Below are 16491 nucleotides of genomic sequence, written 5' to 3' on the forward strand. Positions count from 1 at the left end.
TAAGGCAATGGGACGCCTCGTCACCCCGCGCCGAAGCCTTGAGCCGGGAGTGGCTGCGCGCGGACAGTCCCCGCGCAGTGTGGGGCGTTGTTTCAGTGTGCAGCCTGGCGCCGCGGGGGAGCGGGCGGGACCTCTTTGGCCGCCACCACGTGTTCCAGGGAAATGACGACGTCGGACCGGCGGGTGCGCACGGTGCAGGAACCGGCGTCGCACTCCAGCAAGTGGCCCAGGGCATCGGTGAAGCCGCCTTCGATCCGATAGCGAACCACCACCCGGGTCCCGGGCTCAGCCGCTGCAAGGAACCGGGCGGGCGCAGGCACTGGCAGACTCACCAGTTCATACTAGGCCGCCGGCTAGGTTCGCGGGAACGGGCTGGGAGATAATAGGCTCGGATGTCAAGAGTCCGGCCGTGCTGCCGGATGCAAGAGCCGGCGGGTCGCCGGAACCAACGTGGAGAGGCCAGGGACGTGACGTACGTAATCGCGCAGCCGTGTGTGGATGTTAAGGACAAGGCATGCATCGAAGAATGCCCCGTGGACTGCATCTATGAGGGCGAGCGTTCGCTGTACATCCATCCGGACGAGTGCGTCGACTGCGGCGCCTGCGAACCCGTCTGCCCGGTGGAAGCCATCTACTACGAGGATGACACCCCGGACGAGTGGGCTGACTACTACAAGGCGAACGTCGAGTTCTTCGATGACCTCGGATCCCCGGGCGGCGCAGCCAAGATCGGCAACACGGGCAAGGACCACCCCATGATCGCCGCCCTCCCGCCGCAGAACCAAGACCACTGACCCGGACGAGCGCCGTGACAGCAGCAGTGAACTCGTTTGGCCTGGCCCTGCCCGACTATCCGTGGGAGGCCATGGCTCCGTATGTGGCCAAGGCGTCCGGGCACCCCGGCGGGGCCGTCAACCTTTCAATCGGCACCCCGGTGGATCCCACGCCGAAATTGGTCCAGGACGCCCTGAAGGCCGCCGCGGACGCCCCGGGCTATCCCACCGTGCACGGCACCCCGGCGCTCCGGGAGGCCATCGCAGGCTGGTTCGAGCGCCGGCGCGGAGTGTCCGGCCTGGACCCCCGCAACATCATGCCCACGGTGGGTTCGAAGGAACTCGTGGCGTGGCTTCCGCTGCTGCTGGGCCTCAAGCCCGGCGACGTCGTCGTACGCCCCAAGGTGGCCTACCCCACCTACGATATCGGCGCGACCCTTGCCGGTGTCACCTCGGTGGCCACGGACAACCTGGACGAGCTCGATGACGCCACCCGCGCCCGGGTGCGCCTGATCTGGGTCAATTCTCCCGGCAACCCCACCGGCAGCGTGCGGGATGCGGAGTCTCTCAGGGCGCTGGTGGTCCAGGCCCGTGAAATCGGCGCCGTGGTGGCCTCGGACGAATGCTATGCGGAGCTCGGCTGGGGCGACTGGGACGTCCAGCGCGGCGGCCGTCGCGTCCCCAGCATCCTGGATCCCCGTGTGGCGGGCGGCTCGCACCAGGGCCTGCTGGCGGTCTACTCAATGAGCAAGCAGTCCAACCTGGCCGGCTACCGTGCGGCCTTCGTCGCCGGCGACCCGGACCTGATGCCCAACCTGGTCAACAGCCGCAAGCATGCGGGCATGATCGTCCCCTACCCGGTCCAGGAGGCCATGCGCGTGGCCCTGGGCGACGACGCGCACGTTGAGGCGCAGAAGGACCTCTACCGGGGCCGGCGCGAACGGCTGGTGCCGGCGCTGCAAGAGTTCGGCCTGGAGATCAAGGAATCCGACGCCGGACTGTACCTCTGGTCCACTGCCGGGGAGGAAACCTGGGATACGGTGGACCGCCTGGCGGACCGGGGCATCGTGGTGGGGCCCGGCGTCTTCTACGGTGATGCCGGTAACGGCTTTGTCCGGGTCGCCCTCACCGGCACTGACGAACGCATCGACGCAGCGGTGGCCAGGCTGGCGGGAGCGGGCTCCTAGCAGCACGTCATATTCGTGTGACTCGCCCCACATCCGGTGCATTTTAGGCCGTCGTGGAAGGCTGCGGATTAGTGACACCCGCCAAGGAGCGGTACTTTTTAAGTGACGATCAATGGTGGCTTTCTACAAGAAGGCAGCCCGGGTGTTGGAACCTGTCTTCTCAGGCTCAGTGCACGGCTCACCTGATATTGGATCAAGCTTTCGACAGAGGCCGAAGACGCCTCATGAAGGGGACTCCATGACTGAGACCAACAATGCTGCGACCCTGCTCCATGCAGGTGGCGAGCTGAAGCTCCCGCGCATCCAGGTTGTTGAAGGGAACGAAGGTTACGACGTCTCCAAGCTGCTGAAGCAGACCGGCGCCGTCACGTTCGACCCCGGCTTCATGAACACCGCAGCAACCACCTCCGCCATCACCTACATCGACGGCGATGCCGGCATCCTGCGCTACCGCGGATACCCCATCGAGCAGCTGGCGCAGCACTCCAGCTTCCTTGAGGTGTCCTACCTGCTGATCTACGGCAACCTGCCCACTCCCACCGAGCTGGACGAGTTCGACCAGAAGATCCGGCGCCACACCCTGCTGCACGAGGAGCTCAAAGGCTTCTTCGGCGGCTTCCCCCGCGACGCGCACCCCATGCCGGTGCTGTCCTCCGCAGTGTCCGCGTTGTCCACGTTCTACCAGGACTCGCTGGACCCCTTCAACGCCGAGCAGGTGGAGGTATCCACCATCCGCCTGATGGCCAAGCTGCCGGTCATCGCCGCCTACGCGCACAAGAAGTCCATCGGCCAGCCCATGCTGTACCCGGACAACTCGATGAACCTCGTGGAGAACTTCCTGCGCCTCAGCTTCGGCCTGCCGGCCGAGCAGTACGAGCTGGACCCGGTCATCGTCAAGGCACTGGACCTGCTCCTGATCCTGCACGCGGACCACGAGCAGAACTGCTCCACCTCCACGGTGCGCCTGGTTGGCTCCTCCAACGCCAACCTTTTCGCTTCCGTTTCTGCCGGCATCAACGCCCTCTTCGGCCCTGCCCACGGCGGCGCCAATGAGGCCGTACTGAAGATGCTCCGCCAGATCCAGGCCGAAGGCCTCAAGCCCGAGGACTACATGGAGAAGGTCAAGAACAAGGAAGACGGGGTCCGGCTCATGGGCTTCGGACACCGCGTCTACAAGAACTACGATCCGCGCGCCAAGATCGTCAAGGCCACGGCCCACGAGATCCTCAGCAAGCTCGGCGGCAACGACGAACTGCTGGACATCGCCATGCGCCTGGAAGAGAAGGCGTTGAGCGATGACTACTTCATCCAGCGCAAGCTCTACCCGAACGTGGACTTCTACACCGGCCTGATCTACAAGGCCATGGGCTTCCCCGAGAAGATGTTTACCGTTCTGTTCGCCATCGGCCGCCTGCCGGGCTGGATTGCCCAGTGGCGCGAAATGATCAGCGACCCGAACACCAAGATCGGCCGCCCGCGCCAGCTGTACATCGGCGAGCCCGAGCGCGACTACCCGGCCCGCTAAGGCCCACCCGCTTAACCGCGGCAAGTACGACGACGGCCGCCCACCTTCCTAAGGTGGGCGGCCGTTTCGCGTTAATCACCATCGATTGCTCCGTACTTGTCGTTTTGACGGCCCAAAACGACAAGTACGGAGCAATCGATGGGGAGGGCGGGGTCAGGAGGGCAGGGTCAGGAGGCGTAGCCCTGGGGGTTGTTCTTCTGCCAGCGCCAGTGGTCCTCGCACATCTGGTCCACGGTCTTCGTGGTGGACCAGCTCAGGTCCGCCAGCGCGGACGTGGCATCGGCCCAGAAGGCGGGCAGGTCTCCCGCGCGGCGGCCGGTGATCTCGTAGGGGATCGGCTTGCCGACGGCCTTTTCGAAGGAGCGCAGGACCTCCAGGACGGAGGAGCCCTTGCCAGAGCCCAGGTTCCAGCGGAAGACGCCGGTGCGGGCGGCAATGTGGTTCAGTGCCGCCACGTGCCCTTCCGCCAGGTCGACGACGTGGATGTAGTCCCGCAGGCAGGTTCCGTCCGGGGTGTCGTAGTCACCGCCGAACACCATTAGTTTCTCGCGGCGGCCCACTGCCACCTGGGCGATGAACGGAACCAGGTTGTTGGGAATGCCCTGGGGGTCTTCGCCGATCCGGCCGGACGGGTGCGCGCCCACCGGGTTGAAGTAGCGCAGGAGTGCTATGTGCCACCGGGAGTCGGCGGCGCCGAGGTCCGAGAGGATGTCCTCGATCTGCTCCTTGGTCCGCCCGTACGGGTTGTTGGCGCCGATCTCCATCTTCTCCACGTACGGAATGGGGTTGTGCTCGCCGTAGACCGTGGCCGAGGAGCTGAACACGATGGACCGGACGTCGTGCCGGTCCATGACGCGGATCAGGTTCAGGGTGCCTACCAGGTTGTTGTAGTAGTAGTTCAGCGGCTCCCGCACCGACTCACCGACGGCCTTGAGGCCGGCGAAGTGGATCACGGCGTCGATGGCGCTGCCGGCAAAGACCTTTTCGACGGCGGCCTCGTCCACCAGGTCGACGTGGTGGAACTCGGCGGCCTTTCCGCTGAGTTCGGCAACCCGCCGCAGCGACTCTTCGCTCGAGTTGACCAGGTTGTCGATGACGACGACCTCGTGGCCGGCTTCCTGCAGGGAAAGAACAGTGTGGGAACCGATGTAGCCGGTGCCACCTGTAACCAAGATTTTCATGCCTCAACGCTATCCCACGGCAGGCACAGGCCGCCCCTGCTTTCCGGATGGCGGGCGTGATGTGACACCCGAAAAGAAGCACAAGTGTGCTAATAAGGATGGTGCCCAAAATTGTTGATGCAGGTGCCAGGCGGCAGGACGTGGTCGAAGCCGTTCTCCGGATTATCGCCGTTGACGGGCTCGAGCGCGCTTCCCTGCGCGAAGTCGCTGACGAGGCCGGCCTTGCGGTCGGTTCCGTCCGGCACTACTTCGCGGGCAGCGAGGAACTTCTGGCCTTCACGTTCGGGGAAGTAGTGGACCGCATCGTCAGCCGTCTCCAACGGCTGCTTCCCGCGGTGGACGGAGCACTTCCGGGCAGCCCGGAACACCGACGCGCCGTTTTAACCCTGCTGGGCGGATTGCTGCCCCTGGACCAGGACAGCGCGGTGGAAGCCTGCGCATGGCTGGCTTTCAAGAACGCGGCCCGGATCAGGCCATTCCTTGCAGCCGTTGCGGACCGCAGCCACCGTGAGGTCGCGGCCGTCGTCGGGAGCGTGGTCGCCTCCCTGCTGCCGAACGAACCGCAGGAGATCCTGGTGGTGGAGGCGGAACGCCTGTTGGCCACGCTGGACGGCCTGTGCATGCACGCGTTGCTGCAACCGGGCTGGATGACTGCACAGATGTGCGGCGACGTCCTGGAGCGGCACCTGGACGGGCTGGGACGGTGAGCAGGCGGCAGCTTGAGCATGTCCGGCACTACCGCGGATGGCCTGCGGGAATAGACTGAAGGCCGGTACGCCGGGCTCCAGCACGAGGCCCGGCGGAAGTCGGCCAGGGAAGGACTTTGAATGCACCACGCAAGCGGTTCAGGATGGCAGATCACCACGGATACGTCCGGGCCGATGATGATTGCGCTCTACGTCCGTGACGCGGCCGGCCTGAACGGAGTGGGCCGACCGATGCTGTCCCATGCGGCCCCCAAAGTCAGGCCCGCCGACCACACCCACCTGACCGCAGAGGTTGGTGGGCTCAGCGCCCTGAAGACCGAATGGGAGGCCTGGTGGGAGCAACTCCTCAAGGCGCACCCGCAGACGGCGCCCGAGCTCTCTCCGCCGGACTTTGAGGCCTTCGGCAATTCCCCGGCCCTGCAGCGGGTCCTGCAGGCGCACTTCGGCTCCGCCTTGACGTGGGCCAGGGAACGCAGGAGCGAGTATGCGGAGCTGGAAGGGGAACGGGGCGCCAGCGGAACGGACCAGCTGCTTGCGGACATGGTGGATGACAGGTTGATGGAAATCGGCCGGGACTCGCGCGACTTCCGCCTCACCATCATCGAATTGCCGCTGGAGGAGCAGCGGGCGTGGTACCTGGAACCGGACAAGATCATCATGAGCCAGGAACTGATGGGCCAGCCCGAACTGTTCCGCAGCTACGTCCAGCCGGTGCTGGAAATCCTGGTCTGACCCGGCAGCCTCAACTGCCGGCGTCGTTCTGCCGCACCGTGATGCGTACCTGCCGGTCTGCCGTGGTGGCATCCTGCCAGCCGTTGCCACCCGAACGCTGCCATGCGCGTCCGGCGACATCAACCCGGGTCACCGACAAGTCCTTGGCGTTGGCAACTGCCCACTGGGCGATGGACCATGCCATCGGGCCGTCGGCTTGCACCACCAAAGTGGCACCGTCAGCCGTTGAATCCACGCCGCCGTAGGCCTGCTCCAGTTCGCCGGCCACCGCGGCCGCGTCCCCTGCGGCGGTGGCCGAGCGCAGCGTGCACCGTACGCCCTCCGGTGTCTGGCCGGTCAGGCCGGAGGCGAACGCCCGCCCCATGTCCTCGTGTTGGGCATAGGCCTCGGGATGGGCAGAGCGCTGGACCTGCTGGGCGGCGTCCGTGATGTCGAGTGTTTCGTACCCCGGAATCTTCACCAGTGCGTCGTAGAAGGCATTAACGGCGTAGTAGGGATCCATGATTTGCGCCTCGGTGCCCCAGCCCTGGGACGGCCGCTGCTGGAACAGCCCCCGCGAATCCGGTCCGGCCTGGTCGCCGTGGCCGATGTTGCGGAGCTTTGATTCCTGCATGGCGGTGGCAATGGCGATGGTGGCCGCCCTGGCCGGCAATCCACGCCGCACGGCCACAGCGGTGATGAGGGCGGCGTTGGCCGCCTGGTCCGGCGCCAGTTCGCCAGTGCGGTTGCCGGCAGAGGCGGTGCAGCGTTCCGAAACCAGGGTTTCGGAACGCTGCACGAAGTACACCGCGGTATAGACGCCGCCGACTGCCAGCGCGAGGGCAAGCAACAGCACCGCAAGGCGGCGCAGGCCGCGCCTGCGCGCCACAGACAAGGGTGCCACGGATCAACTAGTTGGCGTGCAGGGCGTCGTTCAACTCAACGGTCTGGCCGGCACGGGGGAGTGCCTCGACGGCACCGGTGGTCGAGTTGCGGCGGAACAGCAGGTTGGGTACGCCCGAGAGTTCGGCGGCCTTGACGATCTTGGTGGTATCTTCGCCGACCTCGTCCTTGGGGCCGGGGATGCGTACCCGGGTGCCCGCCGTGACGTAGAGGCCGGCTTCGACGACGGAGTCGTCACCGATGCTGATACCCACGCCGGAGTTGGCACCGAGCAGTACACGCTCACCGATGGTGATCTTCTCCTTGCCGCCTCCGGACAAAGTGCCCATGATGGACGCTCCGCCGCCAACATCGCTGCCGTCGCCGGCGACGACGCCGGCCGAAATGCGGCCCTCCACCATGGAGGTCCCCAGGGTTCCGGCGTTGAAATTGACGAAGCCTTCGTGCATGACGGTGGTGCCGGCGGCCAGGTGCGCGCCAAGGCGGACCCTGTCGGCGTCGGCAATCCGCACACCGGTGGGCACCACGTAGTCCACCATGCGCGGGAACTTGTCGATGCCGTAGACCGTGACGGCGCCGCGGCGCCGCAGCTTGGCACGGGTCAGTTCGAAGCCTTCGACGGCGGCGGGACCGAAGTTGGTCCACACCACGTTGGGGAGCCTGCCGAAGATGCCGTCCAGGTTGATGGTGTTGGGCTTGACGAGCCGGTGCGAGAGGAGGTGCAGGCGCAGGTAGGCGTCAGCGGTGTCGGCGGGGGCTTCATCGAGGTTGATCTGGACGAAGACCACCTTCTGTTCGGTACCGCGGTCCTCGTCTGCGCCGTTCTCGGCAATGCGGGTCAGGACTTCGTCTGCGTGCTCCACCGAACGGAGGTTCTCGGCGGCGACACCAAGCGCCGGTGCCGGGAACCAGACGTCCAGGACGCTTGCATCGCCAGTGGCGATGGTGGCAACGCCAAAGCCGTGGGCGGAACGGTCATCGGTGTCAGGGGTGAGGGTCTCGGGCACGGCAGAGGAAGCAGTCTCAGTCATGTGCTCCAGTCTATCGAGGGGCGGGCAGGCGGTTCGAACTAGACTGGCTTCGTGACTGCTGAAACCGCCCCCGATTCGTCCCTGTCCATCCTTGACCTGAACCAGGACGTGGCGCTGCTGACCGCAGCAGTGATGGACATCAACAGCGTGTCCGGCAACGAGAAGCAGCTCGCGGACGCCGTGGAGGCCGCCCTGGCGGAGATCCCCCGGTTGAGGGTGGTCCGCGATGGCGACGCCATTATCGCCCGCACCGAACTCGGCCTGGGCGAGCGCGTAATCCTGGCCGGCCACCTGGACACCGTCCCGCTGCCCCTCACTGAGGGCTCCCGCGGCACGGTGCCCTCCACGTGGGACTCCGGAGTTCCGGGCGAGGGCGTCCTCTACGGCCGGGGAGCCACGGACATGAAGGGCGGCGTGGCGGTCCAGCTGGCCCTGGCGGCGAGCTTGTTCGACGGCGGCAGGCAGCCCAAGCGGGATGTCACCTTTGTGTTCTATGACCACGAAGAAGTGGAAGCCGTAAAGAGCGGGCTGGGACGCCTGGTCCGGAACCACGGCGACCTGTTGCAGGGCGACTTCGCGATCCTGCTGGAGCCGACAGACGGCACGGTGGAAGGCGGCTGCAACGGGACCAGCCGGTTCGAAGCCACCACGGTGGGGGAAGCTGCCCACTCGGCCCGCGCATGGATGGGCAGCAACGCCATTCACGCAGCGGCGCCCATCCTTGCCCGCCTTGCCGACTATGAGCCACGTACCGTCAACGTTGACGGCCTCGATTACCGCGAAAGCCTTAATGCGGTCAAGATCAACGGCGGGACTGCCGGCAACGTCATCCCCGACCGCTGCGTGGTGGAGATCAACTACCGGTTCGCCCCGGACAAGTCCCCGGACCAGGCGGAGGCCCACGTACGGGAGTTGCTGGCCGGCTTCGACGTGGTCCGCACCGATGCCGCCGCCGGTGCGAGGCCCGGCCTTCAGCACCCTGCTGCCGCCTCCTTTGTTGCCGCCGTGGGTGCGGAGCCCAAGCCAAAATACGGCTGGACCGACGTCGCGCGTTTCAGCGAGCTGGGGATCCCTGCGGTGAACTTCGGCCCTGGCGATCCGTTGCTGGCACACAAGGACAACGAACACGTCTCGGCCGACGCGATCCGTACCTGCCTCCGCGCCCTGGAGGGGTGGCTCGCCGGCTAATCCGCACTGCTGCCCAGGAGGCGCGTGGCCGGACACGAAACGCACGAAGGGCCCGGAACCTGACGGTTCCGGGCCCTTCGCGTCGGCGGCGCTGCCGGGTTGCTACACCTCGGCAGGAACAGCAGCGGCCGGGGTGACCGCTGCGCCGGGCTTGCGGGAAAGCCTGCGCTCCAGCCACTTGGCGAAAGCCGCCAGGATCAGGCACATCCCCACGTAGAGCACGGCGGCCACGATGGCTGCCGGGATGATCGGGGACCCATACTGAATCTGGCTGCCAAAGTACTTCGCCTGGAAGAGGATCTCGTTGTAGGTCACGATGAACCCGAGGGCGGTGTCCTTCAGGATGACCACCAGCTGGGAAATGATGACCGGAAGCATGGACCGGACCGCCTGCGGCAGCAGGATGCTGGTCATGACCTTGCTCTTGGGCAGGCCGATCGCGTAGCCGGCCTCGCTCTGGCCGCGCGGCAGCGACTCGATGCCGGCGCGGAACACCTCGGCCAGGACCGATCCGTTGTACAGCACCAGCCCGGCGACCACCGCGGTGAAGGGCGTGATGCCCTGGACTCCGACGGTGGGCAGGCCGTAGTAGAAGATCATCATGAGGATCAGCAGCGGAACGGCGCGGAACAGTTCCGTGAAGCCGTAGCAGGGAGCGCTGATCCAGCGACGGTCGGACAACCGGCCAAAGGCCAGGAGTACGCCCAGGACCAGGCTCAGTACCGCTGCGGTGGCGAAAGCGGAGAGCGTGGCTCCGACCGACTGGGCGATGGTCTGCTGCACCAGCGGGAAGGTGAACAACTGCCACTTCTTCGCCTCGAACTGGCCGCTTTGGGCGAAGCGCAGGACGACGAATCCGACGATCAGCAGGATCACCAGGGCGGTGACGACACCAAGAATCCGGTACCGGGACCGTGCCTTGGGGCCGGGAGCGTCAAAAAGGATTGAACTCATCGTGAAACCTTCCACTTTTGTTCAAGCTTTCGCTGCAGCGCGGAAAGGATGAAGACAAGGATGATGAACACCAGGGCGACCCAGAGCAGACCCGTCAGCGCGGGCTCGCCACGCTCGGAGAGGTTTGCGCGGATGGCACCGGCTTCAAAGACGGAGAAACCGGCGGCGACGGTGGTGTTCTTGAGCAGGGCGATGAACACGCTGAACATCGGCGGGATGACAGCGCGGAAAGCCTGCGGCAGGATCACGAGGGTCAGTGTCTGGGTGAACGGCAGGCCGATGGCCCGGGCAGCCTCGGCCTGGCCTACCGGCACCGTGTTGATGCCGGAGCGGACCGCTTCGGCCACGTAGGTGGCGGTGTACAGGCTCAGGCCAATGATGGCGGCAGTGGTGAAGTCGATCGGCACCAGGCCCAGCTTCGGGTACCCGAGGGCAAAGAAGAACAGAACCAGCGTCAGCGGGGTGTTGCGCACTATGTTGACATAGAGCGTTGCCGTGGCGCGCATGGCCGGGACGGGGGAGACCCGGAGTGCCGCAACGACGGTGCCGAGGACCAGGGCGAAAATCGCCGAGAAGAAGAAAAGTATGAGCGTGTTCCGGAAGCCCGTAATGAAGAGATCCGAATTGTTCAGCAGCGTATTCACAGAATCGTCGCTTTCGACAGTGGAAGAGGGGGCGGCTGCATGGCCGCCCCCTCAACTTTGGTTTAGTAGTTCTCTACCTTGGGCTGTTCGACCTTCGTGCCCGACTGGCCCAGCGTCTGGTCGTAGATCTTCTGCCACACAGAGTTACCGTCGGTGAACGTCTTGTTCATGAACTGACGCAGCGCGGTGTCGCCCTTCTTCAGGCCGACGCCGTACTTCTCGGTGGTGAACGGCTGGCCGACAACCTTCAGGCTGTCCGGTTCCTGGGCGGCGTAGCCGAGCAGGATGGCCTGGTCCGTGGTGACCGCGTCGACCTGGCCGCTCTTGAGCGCCTCGACGCACTGCGAGTAGGTATCGAACTCAGTGGTCTTGGTGTCCGGGAAGTTTGCCTTGATGTTCTGGATCGGGGTGGACCCCGTGGCCGAGCAGACGTTCTTCCCCGAAAGGTCCTTCTCGCTGTTGATGCTGGAGTTGTCCTTCTTCACCAGCAGGCCCTGCCCGGTGACGAAGTAGGGTCCGGCGAAATCGATCAGCTGCTTGCGCTTGTCCGTGATGGAGTAGGTGCCCACGTAGTAGTCGATGTCACCGTTGGTGATGGCGGACTCGCGGTTGGCGGACGGGATCGGCTTGAACTCGATCTTGTCCTTGCTGACGCCCAGGGACGCTGCCATCCACTTCGCGATTTCGATGTCGAAGCCGGTGTATTCACCGGTGGCTGCGTCCTTGAAGCCGAGGCCGGGCTGATCCTGCTTGACGCCGATGCGGATCTTGCCGCTGGACTTGATCGCGTCGTAGGTGGGGCTGCCCGTGAGGGTGACGTTGTCGGCAACCTTGTACGGGGCCTCGTCCGTGCCGGAGGAAGCCGTGCCGCCGCTTCCGGAACCACCACAAGCGCTGAGGGAAAGAGCCAGCGCCGCGGTTGCCGCGACGAGCAGTGGCTTCTTTCGGGTAAAGAGGTTCTTCATCAAATACCTTTCATTGGCCGGCCGCCCGCGGCGGCCGGAGGGGTGCGGTGTGCTTAGTGGGTGAGGAGCTTGGACAGGAAGTCCTTGGCGCGGTCGCTCTTGGGGTTGGTGAAGAATTCCTCCGGCGACTCGTCTTCGACGATCTGGCCGTCCGCCATGAAGACCACGCGGTCGGCAGCCTTGCGGGCGAAGCCCATCTCGTGGGTAACCACGATCATGGTCATGCCTTCCTTGGCCAGCTGGACCATGACGTCCAGCACCTCGTTGATCATCTCGGGGTCGAGCGCGGAGGTGGGCTCGTCGAACAGCATCACCTTTGGCTTCATTGCCAAGGCACGGGCAATTGCGACGCGCTGCTGCTGGCCGCCGGAGAGCTGGGCGGGAAGCTTGGGCGCCTGCTGGCCGACGCCGACGCGCTCCAGGAGGGCCATTGCTTCCTTTTCAGCCGCCGCCTTGGACACGCCCTTGACCTTGATGGGGCCAAGCGTGACGTTTTCAAGGATGGTCTTGTGGGCGAACAGGTTGAAGGACTGGAAAACCATTCCGACGTCGGCGCGGAGCTTGGCCAGCTCCTTGCCTTCTTCCGGCAGGACCTTCCCGTCGATGCTGATGGTTCCGCCCTCAATGGTCTCCAGGCGGTTGATCGCCCGGCAGAGGGTGGACTTACCGGAGCCCGAAGGTCCGATGACCACAACAACCTCGCCCTTGCGGACCTGGAGGTTGATGTCCTTCAGAACGTGCAGCTGGCCGTAATGCTTATTAACGGCGTTCAGGGTGACGAGAGCATCGCCGGGCACATGAGTAGTCATAGGAACGAATCTAGCGAACAACGGTGGGTTATGACGCCAATCACCCCAAGATGGCGCCGATCGTGATTCAAGAGATACCTGGAGTTGGAGGTTAGCCTAGGGGAATGAGTACCAACGCTGATCCGGCCAAGATGTCCCAGCCACGCCGCAAAGGGCCCTTGGAGCTGCGCCGCAAGCAGGCCGCCGTGGAAATGTCCGACCAGCATCTGCTCGACACCAAAGGCCCCGGCCAATTCGTCCATACCGACCCCTGGCGGGTCCTGCGGATCCAAAGTGAATTCGTCGAAGGATTTGGTGCCCTGGCGGACATCGGGAAGGCCGTCAGCGTTTTTGGTTCGGCCCGGACAAAACCCGGCAGCAAGTACTACGAAATGGGCGTGGAGGTGGGGCGCAAGCTCGCCGAGGCCGGCGTTGCAGTCATTACCGGCGGCGGACCCGGGTCCATGGAGGCGGCCAACCGCGGAACGGTGGAAGGCAACGGCGTGTCCGTGGGCCTCGGCATCGAACTGCCCTTCGAACAGGGCCTGAACCAGTGGGTGGACCTGGGCATAAACTTCCGTTATTTCTTTGCCCGCAAGACCATGTTCGTCAAGTACGCGCAGGGTTTCATCGTGCTGCCGGGCGGCCTGGGCACCCTGGACGAGCTGTTCGAAGCCATGGTCCTGGTCCAGACGCGGAAGGTGACATCATTCCCGATCGTGCTCCTCGGCGTCGAATTTTGGGGGCCGATGATCGAATGGATCCGGAGCACCCTGGTGGCCGAAGGAATGGTCTCGGAGAAGGACCTGGACCTGATCCAGCTCGTCGACGACCCCGCCGAAGCGGTGGACCGCGTGCTTCATGTCGCCGTGACTCCGTCGCTGAACGGTGAGCAGCGCCCGGAGTAAGCCCGGGACCCGGTCGGGCGGATCCGGGCCGTGGGCCACCGGCCCGGCACGCTGGATCTGGCACGATGGGACTGTGAGTTTCTTTCTGGTATTCCTCGCCGTCGTCCTGGTGGCAGCGGTCCTGTGGGTCGGCCTGGGCCGGCGCTCCCGCGGCGCCGGGCTGCCTTCCCTGCTGGCCGGCGGGCTTGAGGACCCGCCCGCAAACCTCCCGCCCGTGCTGTTGCCCGAACAGGCCGGACCGGAGGATGTGAATCAGCTGCGGTTCTCGCTGGGCCTGCGCGGCTACCGGATGGACCAAGTTGACCAGGTCCTGGAGGACCTGCGGGACCAGCTCGCCGCCAGGGACAGGGACGTGGCGGAGCTCCGCAGCCGGCTCGCAGCGATCGAACACGGCAAGACGGATCAGGATTCCGACGCCGGGCCGGCCGCCCCCGCAGACCCGGAACGGGCTGACCCGGGCACCGCCGGCGCTGCGGCCTCAGAGGCCCGCGGCACCGCCGTGCCGGGGACGGGCGGCCTGTGAGCACGGTGGACCGCCGCAGCCCGCTGGCCTCTGCCAACGACGCCGTCCACCGGGCTGCCTCCGCCGTCCGCGCGTGGCCATGGTGGATCCAGGCCACTGTCCTGTACGCCGCCAGCCGAGTGGTTTCAGCCTGTATCTTCATGGCGGCCGCGCTGCACCAGGGCGTCAACCCCTGGTTCCCGCCGAAGCCGGACTACTGGAACTTCATCAACATCTGGGATGCCCGCTGGTACGCCCAAGTCATCTCCAACGGCTACCCCTCCGTGCTTCCCACCGACACCGCCGGAAACGTCCAGGAAAACACCTGGGCCTTCTACCCGCTCTTTCCTGCCCTGGCCGGGGGGCTCAGCCGCCTCACCGGCATGAATTCCGCTGCCTCCCTCACCCTGATCGCCATGCTGGCCGGCTGGGGAGCCGCACTGCTGGCCTACCTGCTCTTCCGGCAGAAAGCCGGCCACAGCCAGGCAATGTGGGGTGTCGCGTTCTTCTCGACCTTCCCCGTATCAGCCGTGCTGCAGGTGCCGTACGCCGAACCCTTGTCCCTCCTGCTGCTCGTATGGGCCCTGCTGCTGGTGCTGCGCCGGCAATACCTGTGGGCCATGCCCGTGGTATTCCTGCTGTGCCTTTCCCGGCCCGTCGGGGTTCCTTTCGCGGCCATGGTGGGTCTGCTGCTGGTGGTCCGGGCGGTGACCCACATCCGCGGTGGCCGCCGCGGCGCCGTGCCCGGTACGGATGAAGACTCCCACTCGGTGCGGGACTTTGCAGCACTGACCGGACTCACCGCCGTCGCAGGTGTATCCGCCCTGATCTGGCCCGCGGCGGCGTGGGCCGCGACGGGTGACCCGCAGGCCTACACCAAGACCGAAACCGTGTGGCGGGGGCAGGACCTGGTGCCGTTCAAGCCCTGGTTCGATACCGGCGTCGAACTTTTCGGCCCCGTCCTGGGGCTGCTGGCGCCGCTGGTCTTCGTGGCACTGTTCGGCGCGATGCTGTTCCTTCCCCCGGTGGTGCGGCTCGGTGCGGAACTCCGGCTGTGGTGTGCCTGCTATATGGGATACCTGCTGATGTTCCTCCACCCGCAAACCAGCACCTTCAGAATGCTGCTGCCACTGTTTCCGCTGGCCCTGGGAGCCGTCTTCCTGTCCCGGTCCAGGGCATACCGCGGAACCGTGGTGGCCATGTTCCTGCTGCTGCAGATCGTGTGGATCGTGTGGCTTTGGGCATGGGCCCAGCTGCCCGGGGGCGGCGATTATCCACCCTGACAAAAGAGGCTTCCGTGCAGGTCAGGCCGGAAATGCCCGTTGCCCGGAAATGTCCATCGATTAGCTACGTGCGGGTAATTCCGCGATAATAATAAGTAAGCAAGGACACAAGCATCCAGAAAACGTGCAGCCTCGGCGGTGGAACTCCACCTCGCCACAGCGGCCTGATCGACATGCGGACACAGCCCGCCCGGGCTGATTAGTCCTGGAACAAAATGGAGGGGAATTCCTCATGGCGGCTATGAAACCACGCACCGGCGACGGCCCAATGGAAGTCACCAAGGAGGGCCGCAGCCTGATCATGCGCGTCCCGCTCGAAGGCGGCGGGCGCCTCGTGGTCGAACTGAACGCTGCCGAAGCAGCCAACCTCAAGGAATGCCTGGTAGGCGTTACCGAATAGTCGTGCCGGACGGGGTCCGTGGCCTGGTGCCACGGGCCCTGTCCTGTTTCCGGCCTACTTCTTGACTGCCACCAGGAGGCCGTCGCCGGTGGGAAGCATCGCTGAGGCCAGCCGGTCGTCGTCGCGGATGGCCCTGCCCACCTGGCGCAGCACCACGGTGCTGGCCTCGCGGCCGGCCGGGTTGGCCACCTTGTCCTTGTCCAGGGCGTCGTTGATGATCAGCAGCCCGGACCTCTTGAGGAGGCGGATGGCCTGCTCCACGTACCCGGGCAGTCCGGGCTTGTCAGCGTCGATGAACACGAGGTCGTAAGCGCCATCGGTGAGGCGCGGAAGGACATCGCCGGCACGGCCGGAGATGGTGCGCGTTCGATTGGCCGGACTGCCGGATTCGGTGAACGCTTCACGGGCCGCGCGCAGGTGTTCGACGTCCACATCAATGGTGGTCAGGACAGCCTGCGGGCCAAGGCCCCGCAGGAGGCAGACGCCCGAGACGCCGGCGCCGGTGCCGATCTCGACGGCTGTCTGTGCCTTGGACGCGGCGGCCAGGACCGTGAGGACGGCGCCGACGCCGGGGCTGATGGCGCTGACGCCCAATTCGAATGAACGTTCCCGGGCCCGCAGCATGACCTCATCCTCAGCGGGCAGATCTTCTGCATAGGACCAGCTGCTGGACTTGTCGGCGCTCATGAATTATCGCTTTCTGGGCGTGTTGGGGGAGTGTCCCCTTTAGCCTACTGTGTCCGGCCCTCCCGGCCGGGAAAGAAGCTGTTGCGCCGAAGGCTGAAGTTTCCCTGCGATCAGGAATTTCCCAGCCAAGTTTGACATGATTGGTATCCGCTCA

The 16491-nt window shown here is 65.4% G+C and carries 19 protein-coding genes; 10 read left to right on the forward strand and 9 right to left on the reverse strand.

Annotation, left to right across the window (positions count from 1 at the left end; genetic code table 11):
• Positions 1 to 92 precede the first annotated feature (92 nt).
• Positions 93 to 332 carry a putative acetyltransferase gene (locus tag QRN53_RS13150; RefSeq protein WP_285244286.1) on the reverse strand — a complete coding sequence of 80 codons (240 nt, stop codon included), beginning with the start codon at positions 330 to 332 and terminating at the stop codon, positions 93 to 95.
• 135 nt (positions 333 to 467) lie between these two features.
• Between QRN53_RS13150 and fdxA the strand changes: the two genes are divergently transcribed.
• The 3 genes from fdxA (at position 468) to QRN53_RS13165 (ending at position 3485) form a co-directional block, all read left to right on the forward strand.
• Complete coding sequence (gene fdxA / locus QRN53_RS13155) at positions 468 to 794, forward strand: ferredoxin (RefSeq protein ID WP_009356972.1); 327 nt, start codon at positions 468 to 470, stop codon at positions 792 to 794.
• A gap of 14 nt (positions 795 to 808) precedes the next feature.
• Complete coding sequence (gene dapC / locus QRN53_RS13160) at positions 809 to 1960, forward strand: succinyldiaminopimelate transaminase (RefSeq protein WP_285244287.1); 1152 nt, start codon at positions 809 to 811, stop codon at positions 1958 to 1960.
• Between the two features lie 238 nt (positions 1961 to 2198).
• On the forward strand, positions 2199 to 3485 hold the full coding sequence (locus tag QRN53_RS13165) for a citrate synthase (protein WP_056334606.1): 1287 nt from the start codon (positions 2199 to 2201) through the stop codon (positions 3483 to 3485).
• Positions 3486 to 3652: 167 nt separating this feature from the next.
• Here QRN53_RS13165 and galE read toward each other — a convergent pair whose 3' ends face one another.
• On the reverse strand, positions 3653 to 4666 hold the full coding sequence (gene galE, locus QRN53_RS13170; protein WP_285244288.1) for a UDP-glucose 4-epimerase GalE: 1014 nt from the start codon (positions 4664 to 4666) through the stop codon (positions 3653 to 3655).
• A gap of 101 nt (positions 4667 to 4767) precedes the next feature.
• On the opposite strand from galE, the gene QRN53_RS13175 reads away from it, so the two are divergent.
• The gene (locus tag QRN53_RS13175) at positions 4768 to 5373 is read left to right on the forward strand and encodes a TetR/AcrR family transcriptional regulator (protein ID WP_285244344.1); all 606 of its coding nucleotides are present in this window, start codon (positions 4768 to 4770) and stop codon (positions 5371 to 5373) included.
• A gap of 120 nt (positions 5374 to 5493) precedes the next feature.
• Positions 5494 to 6105: a hypothetical protein gene (locus QRN53_RS13180; protein WP_285244289.1), complete on the forward strand. Its 612-nt coding sequence runs from the start codon at positions 5494 to 5496 to the stop codon at positions 6103 to 6105.
• A gap of 10 nt (positions 6106 to 6115) precedes the next feature.
• On the opposite strand, the gene QRN53_RS13185 is transcribed toward QRN53_RS13180, so the two are convergent.
• Positions 6116 to 6973 carry a hypothetical protein gene (locus tag QRN53_RS13185; RefSeq protein WP_285244345.1) on the reverse strand — a complete coding sequence of 286 codons (858 nt, stop codon included), beginning with the start codon at positions 6971 to 6973 and terminating at the stop codon, positions 6116 to 6118.
• A gap of 22 nt (positions 6974 to 6995) precedes the next feature.
• Complete coding sequence (gene dapD, locus QRN53_RS13190; protein WP_285244290.1) at positions 6996 to 8018, reverse strand: 2,3,4,5-tetrahydropyridine-2,6-dicarboxylate N-succinyltransferase; 1023 nt, start codon at positions 8016 to 8018, stop codon at positions 6996 to 6998.
• Between the two features lie 51 nt (positions 8019 to 8069).
• Between dapD and dapE the strand changes: the two genes are divergently transcribed.
• Complete coding sequence (gene dapE, locus QRN53_RS13195; protein ID WP_285244291.1) at positions 8070 to 9206, forward strand: succinyl-diaminopimelate desuccinylase; 1137 nt, start codon at positions 8070 to 8072, stop codon at positions 9204 to 9206.
• A gap of 102 nt (positions 9207 to 9308) precedes the next feature.
• Here the strand turns inward: dapE and QRN53_RS13200 are convergent, their stop codons facing one another.
• The 4 genes from QRN53_RS13200 to QRN53_RS13215 form a co-directional block, all read right to left on the reverse strand.
• Entirely contained in the window at positions 9309 to 10160 is an 852-nt protein-coding gene (locus QRN53_RS13200) for an amino acid ABC transporter permease (RefSeq protein ID WP_285244292.1), read from the reverse strand.
• Positions 10157 to 10804 carry an amino acid ABC transporter permease gene (locus QRN53_RS13205; protein ID WP_285244293.1) on the reverse strand — a complete coding sequence of 216 codons (648 nt, stop codon included), beginning with the start codon at positions 10802 to 10804 and terminating at the stop codon, positions 10157 to 10159. Before QRN53_RS13205 ends, QRN53_RS13200 begins: the two co-directional genes overlap by 4 nt.
• A gap of 62 nt (positions 10805 to 10866) precedes the next feature.
• Complete coding sequence (locus QRN53_RS13210) at positions 10867 to 11769, reverse strand: glutamate ABC transporter substrate-binding protein (RefSeq protein WP_285244294.1); 903 nt, start codon at positions 11767 to 11769, stop codon at positions 10867 to 10869.
• A gap of 53 nt (positions 11770 to 11822) precedes the next feature.
• Entirely contained in the window at positions 11823 to 12578 is a 756-nt protein-coding gene (locus QRN53_RS13215) for an amino acid ABC transporter ATP-binding protein (protein ID WP_285244295.1), read from the reverse strand.
• 104 nt (positions 12579 to 12682) lie between these two features.
• On the opposite strand from QRN53_RS13215, the gene QRN53_RS13220 reads away from it, so the two are divergent.
• The 4 genes from QRN53_RS13220 (at position 12683) to QRN53_RS13235 (ending at position 15650) form a co-directional block, all read left to right on the forward strand.
• Entirely contained in the window at positions 12683 to 13465 is a 783-nt protein-coding gene (locus QRN53_RS13220; protein ID WP_285244296.1) for an LOG family protein, read from the forward strand.
• A gap of 73 nt (positions 13466 to 13538) precedes the next feature.
• A complete protein-coding gene (locus QRN53_RS13225; RefSeq protein ID WP_285244297.1) occupies positions 13539 to 13988 on the forward strand; it encodes a DivIVA domain-containing protein in 450 nt (149 codons plus the stop codon).
• A complete protein-coding gene (locus QRN53_RS13230) occupies positions 13985 to 15250 on the forward strand; it encodes a putative hexosyltransferase (RefSeq protein ID WP_285244298.1) in 1266 nt (421 codons plus the stop codon). The genes QRN53_RS13225 and QRN53_RS13230 overlap by 4 nt, the downstream gene beginning before the upstream one ends.
• Positions 15251 to 15482: 232 nt before the next feature.
• On the forward strand, positions 15483 to 15650 hold the full coding sequence (locus tag QRN53_RS13235; protein WP_009357720.1) for a DUF3117 domain-containing protein: 168 nt from the start codon (positions 15483 to 15485) through the stop codon (positions 15648 to 15650).
• A gap of 54 nt (positions 15651 to 15704) precedes the next feature.
• On the opposite strand, the gene QRN53_RS13240 is transcribed toward QRN53_RS13235, so the two are convergent.
• Positions 15705 to 16337: an O-methyltransferase gene (locus QRN53_RS13240; protein WP_285244299.1), complete on the reverse strand. Its 633-nt coding sequence runs from the start codon at positions 16335 to 16337 to the stop codon at positions 15705 to 15707.
• Positions 16338 to 16491: the final 154 nt, after the last annotated feature.

Source organism: Pseudarthrobacter sp. fls2-241-R2A-127 (genome assembly GCF_030209355.1).
Classification (GTDB): Bacteria; Actinomycetota; Actinomycetes; order Actinomycetales; family Micrococcaceae; genus Arthrobacter.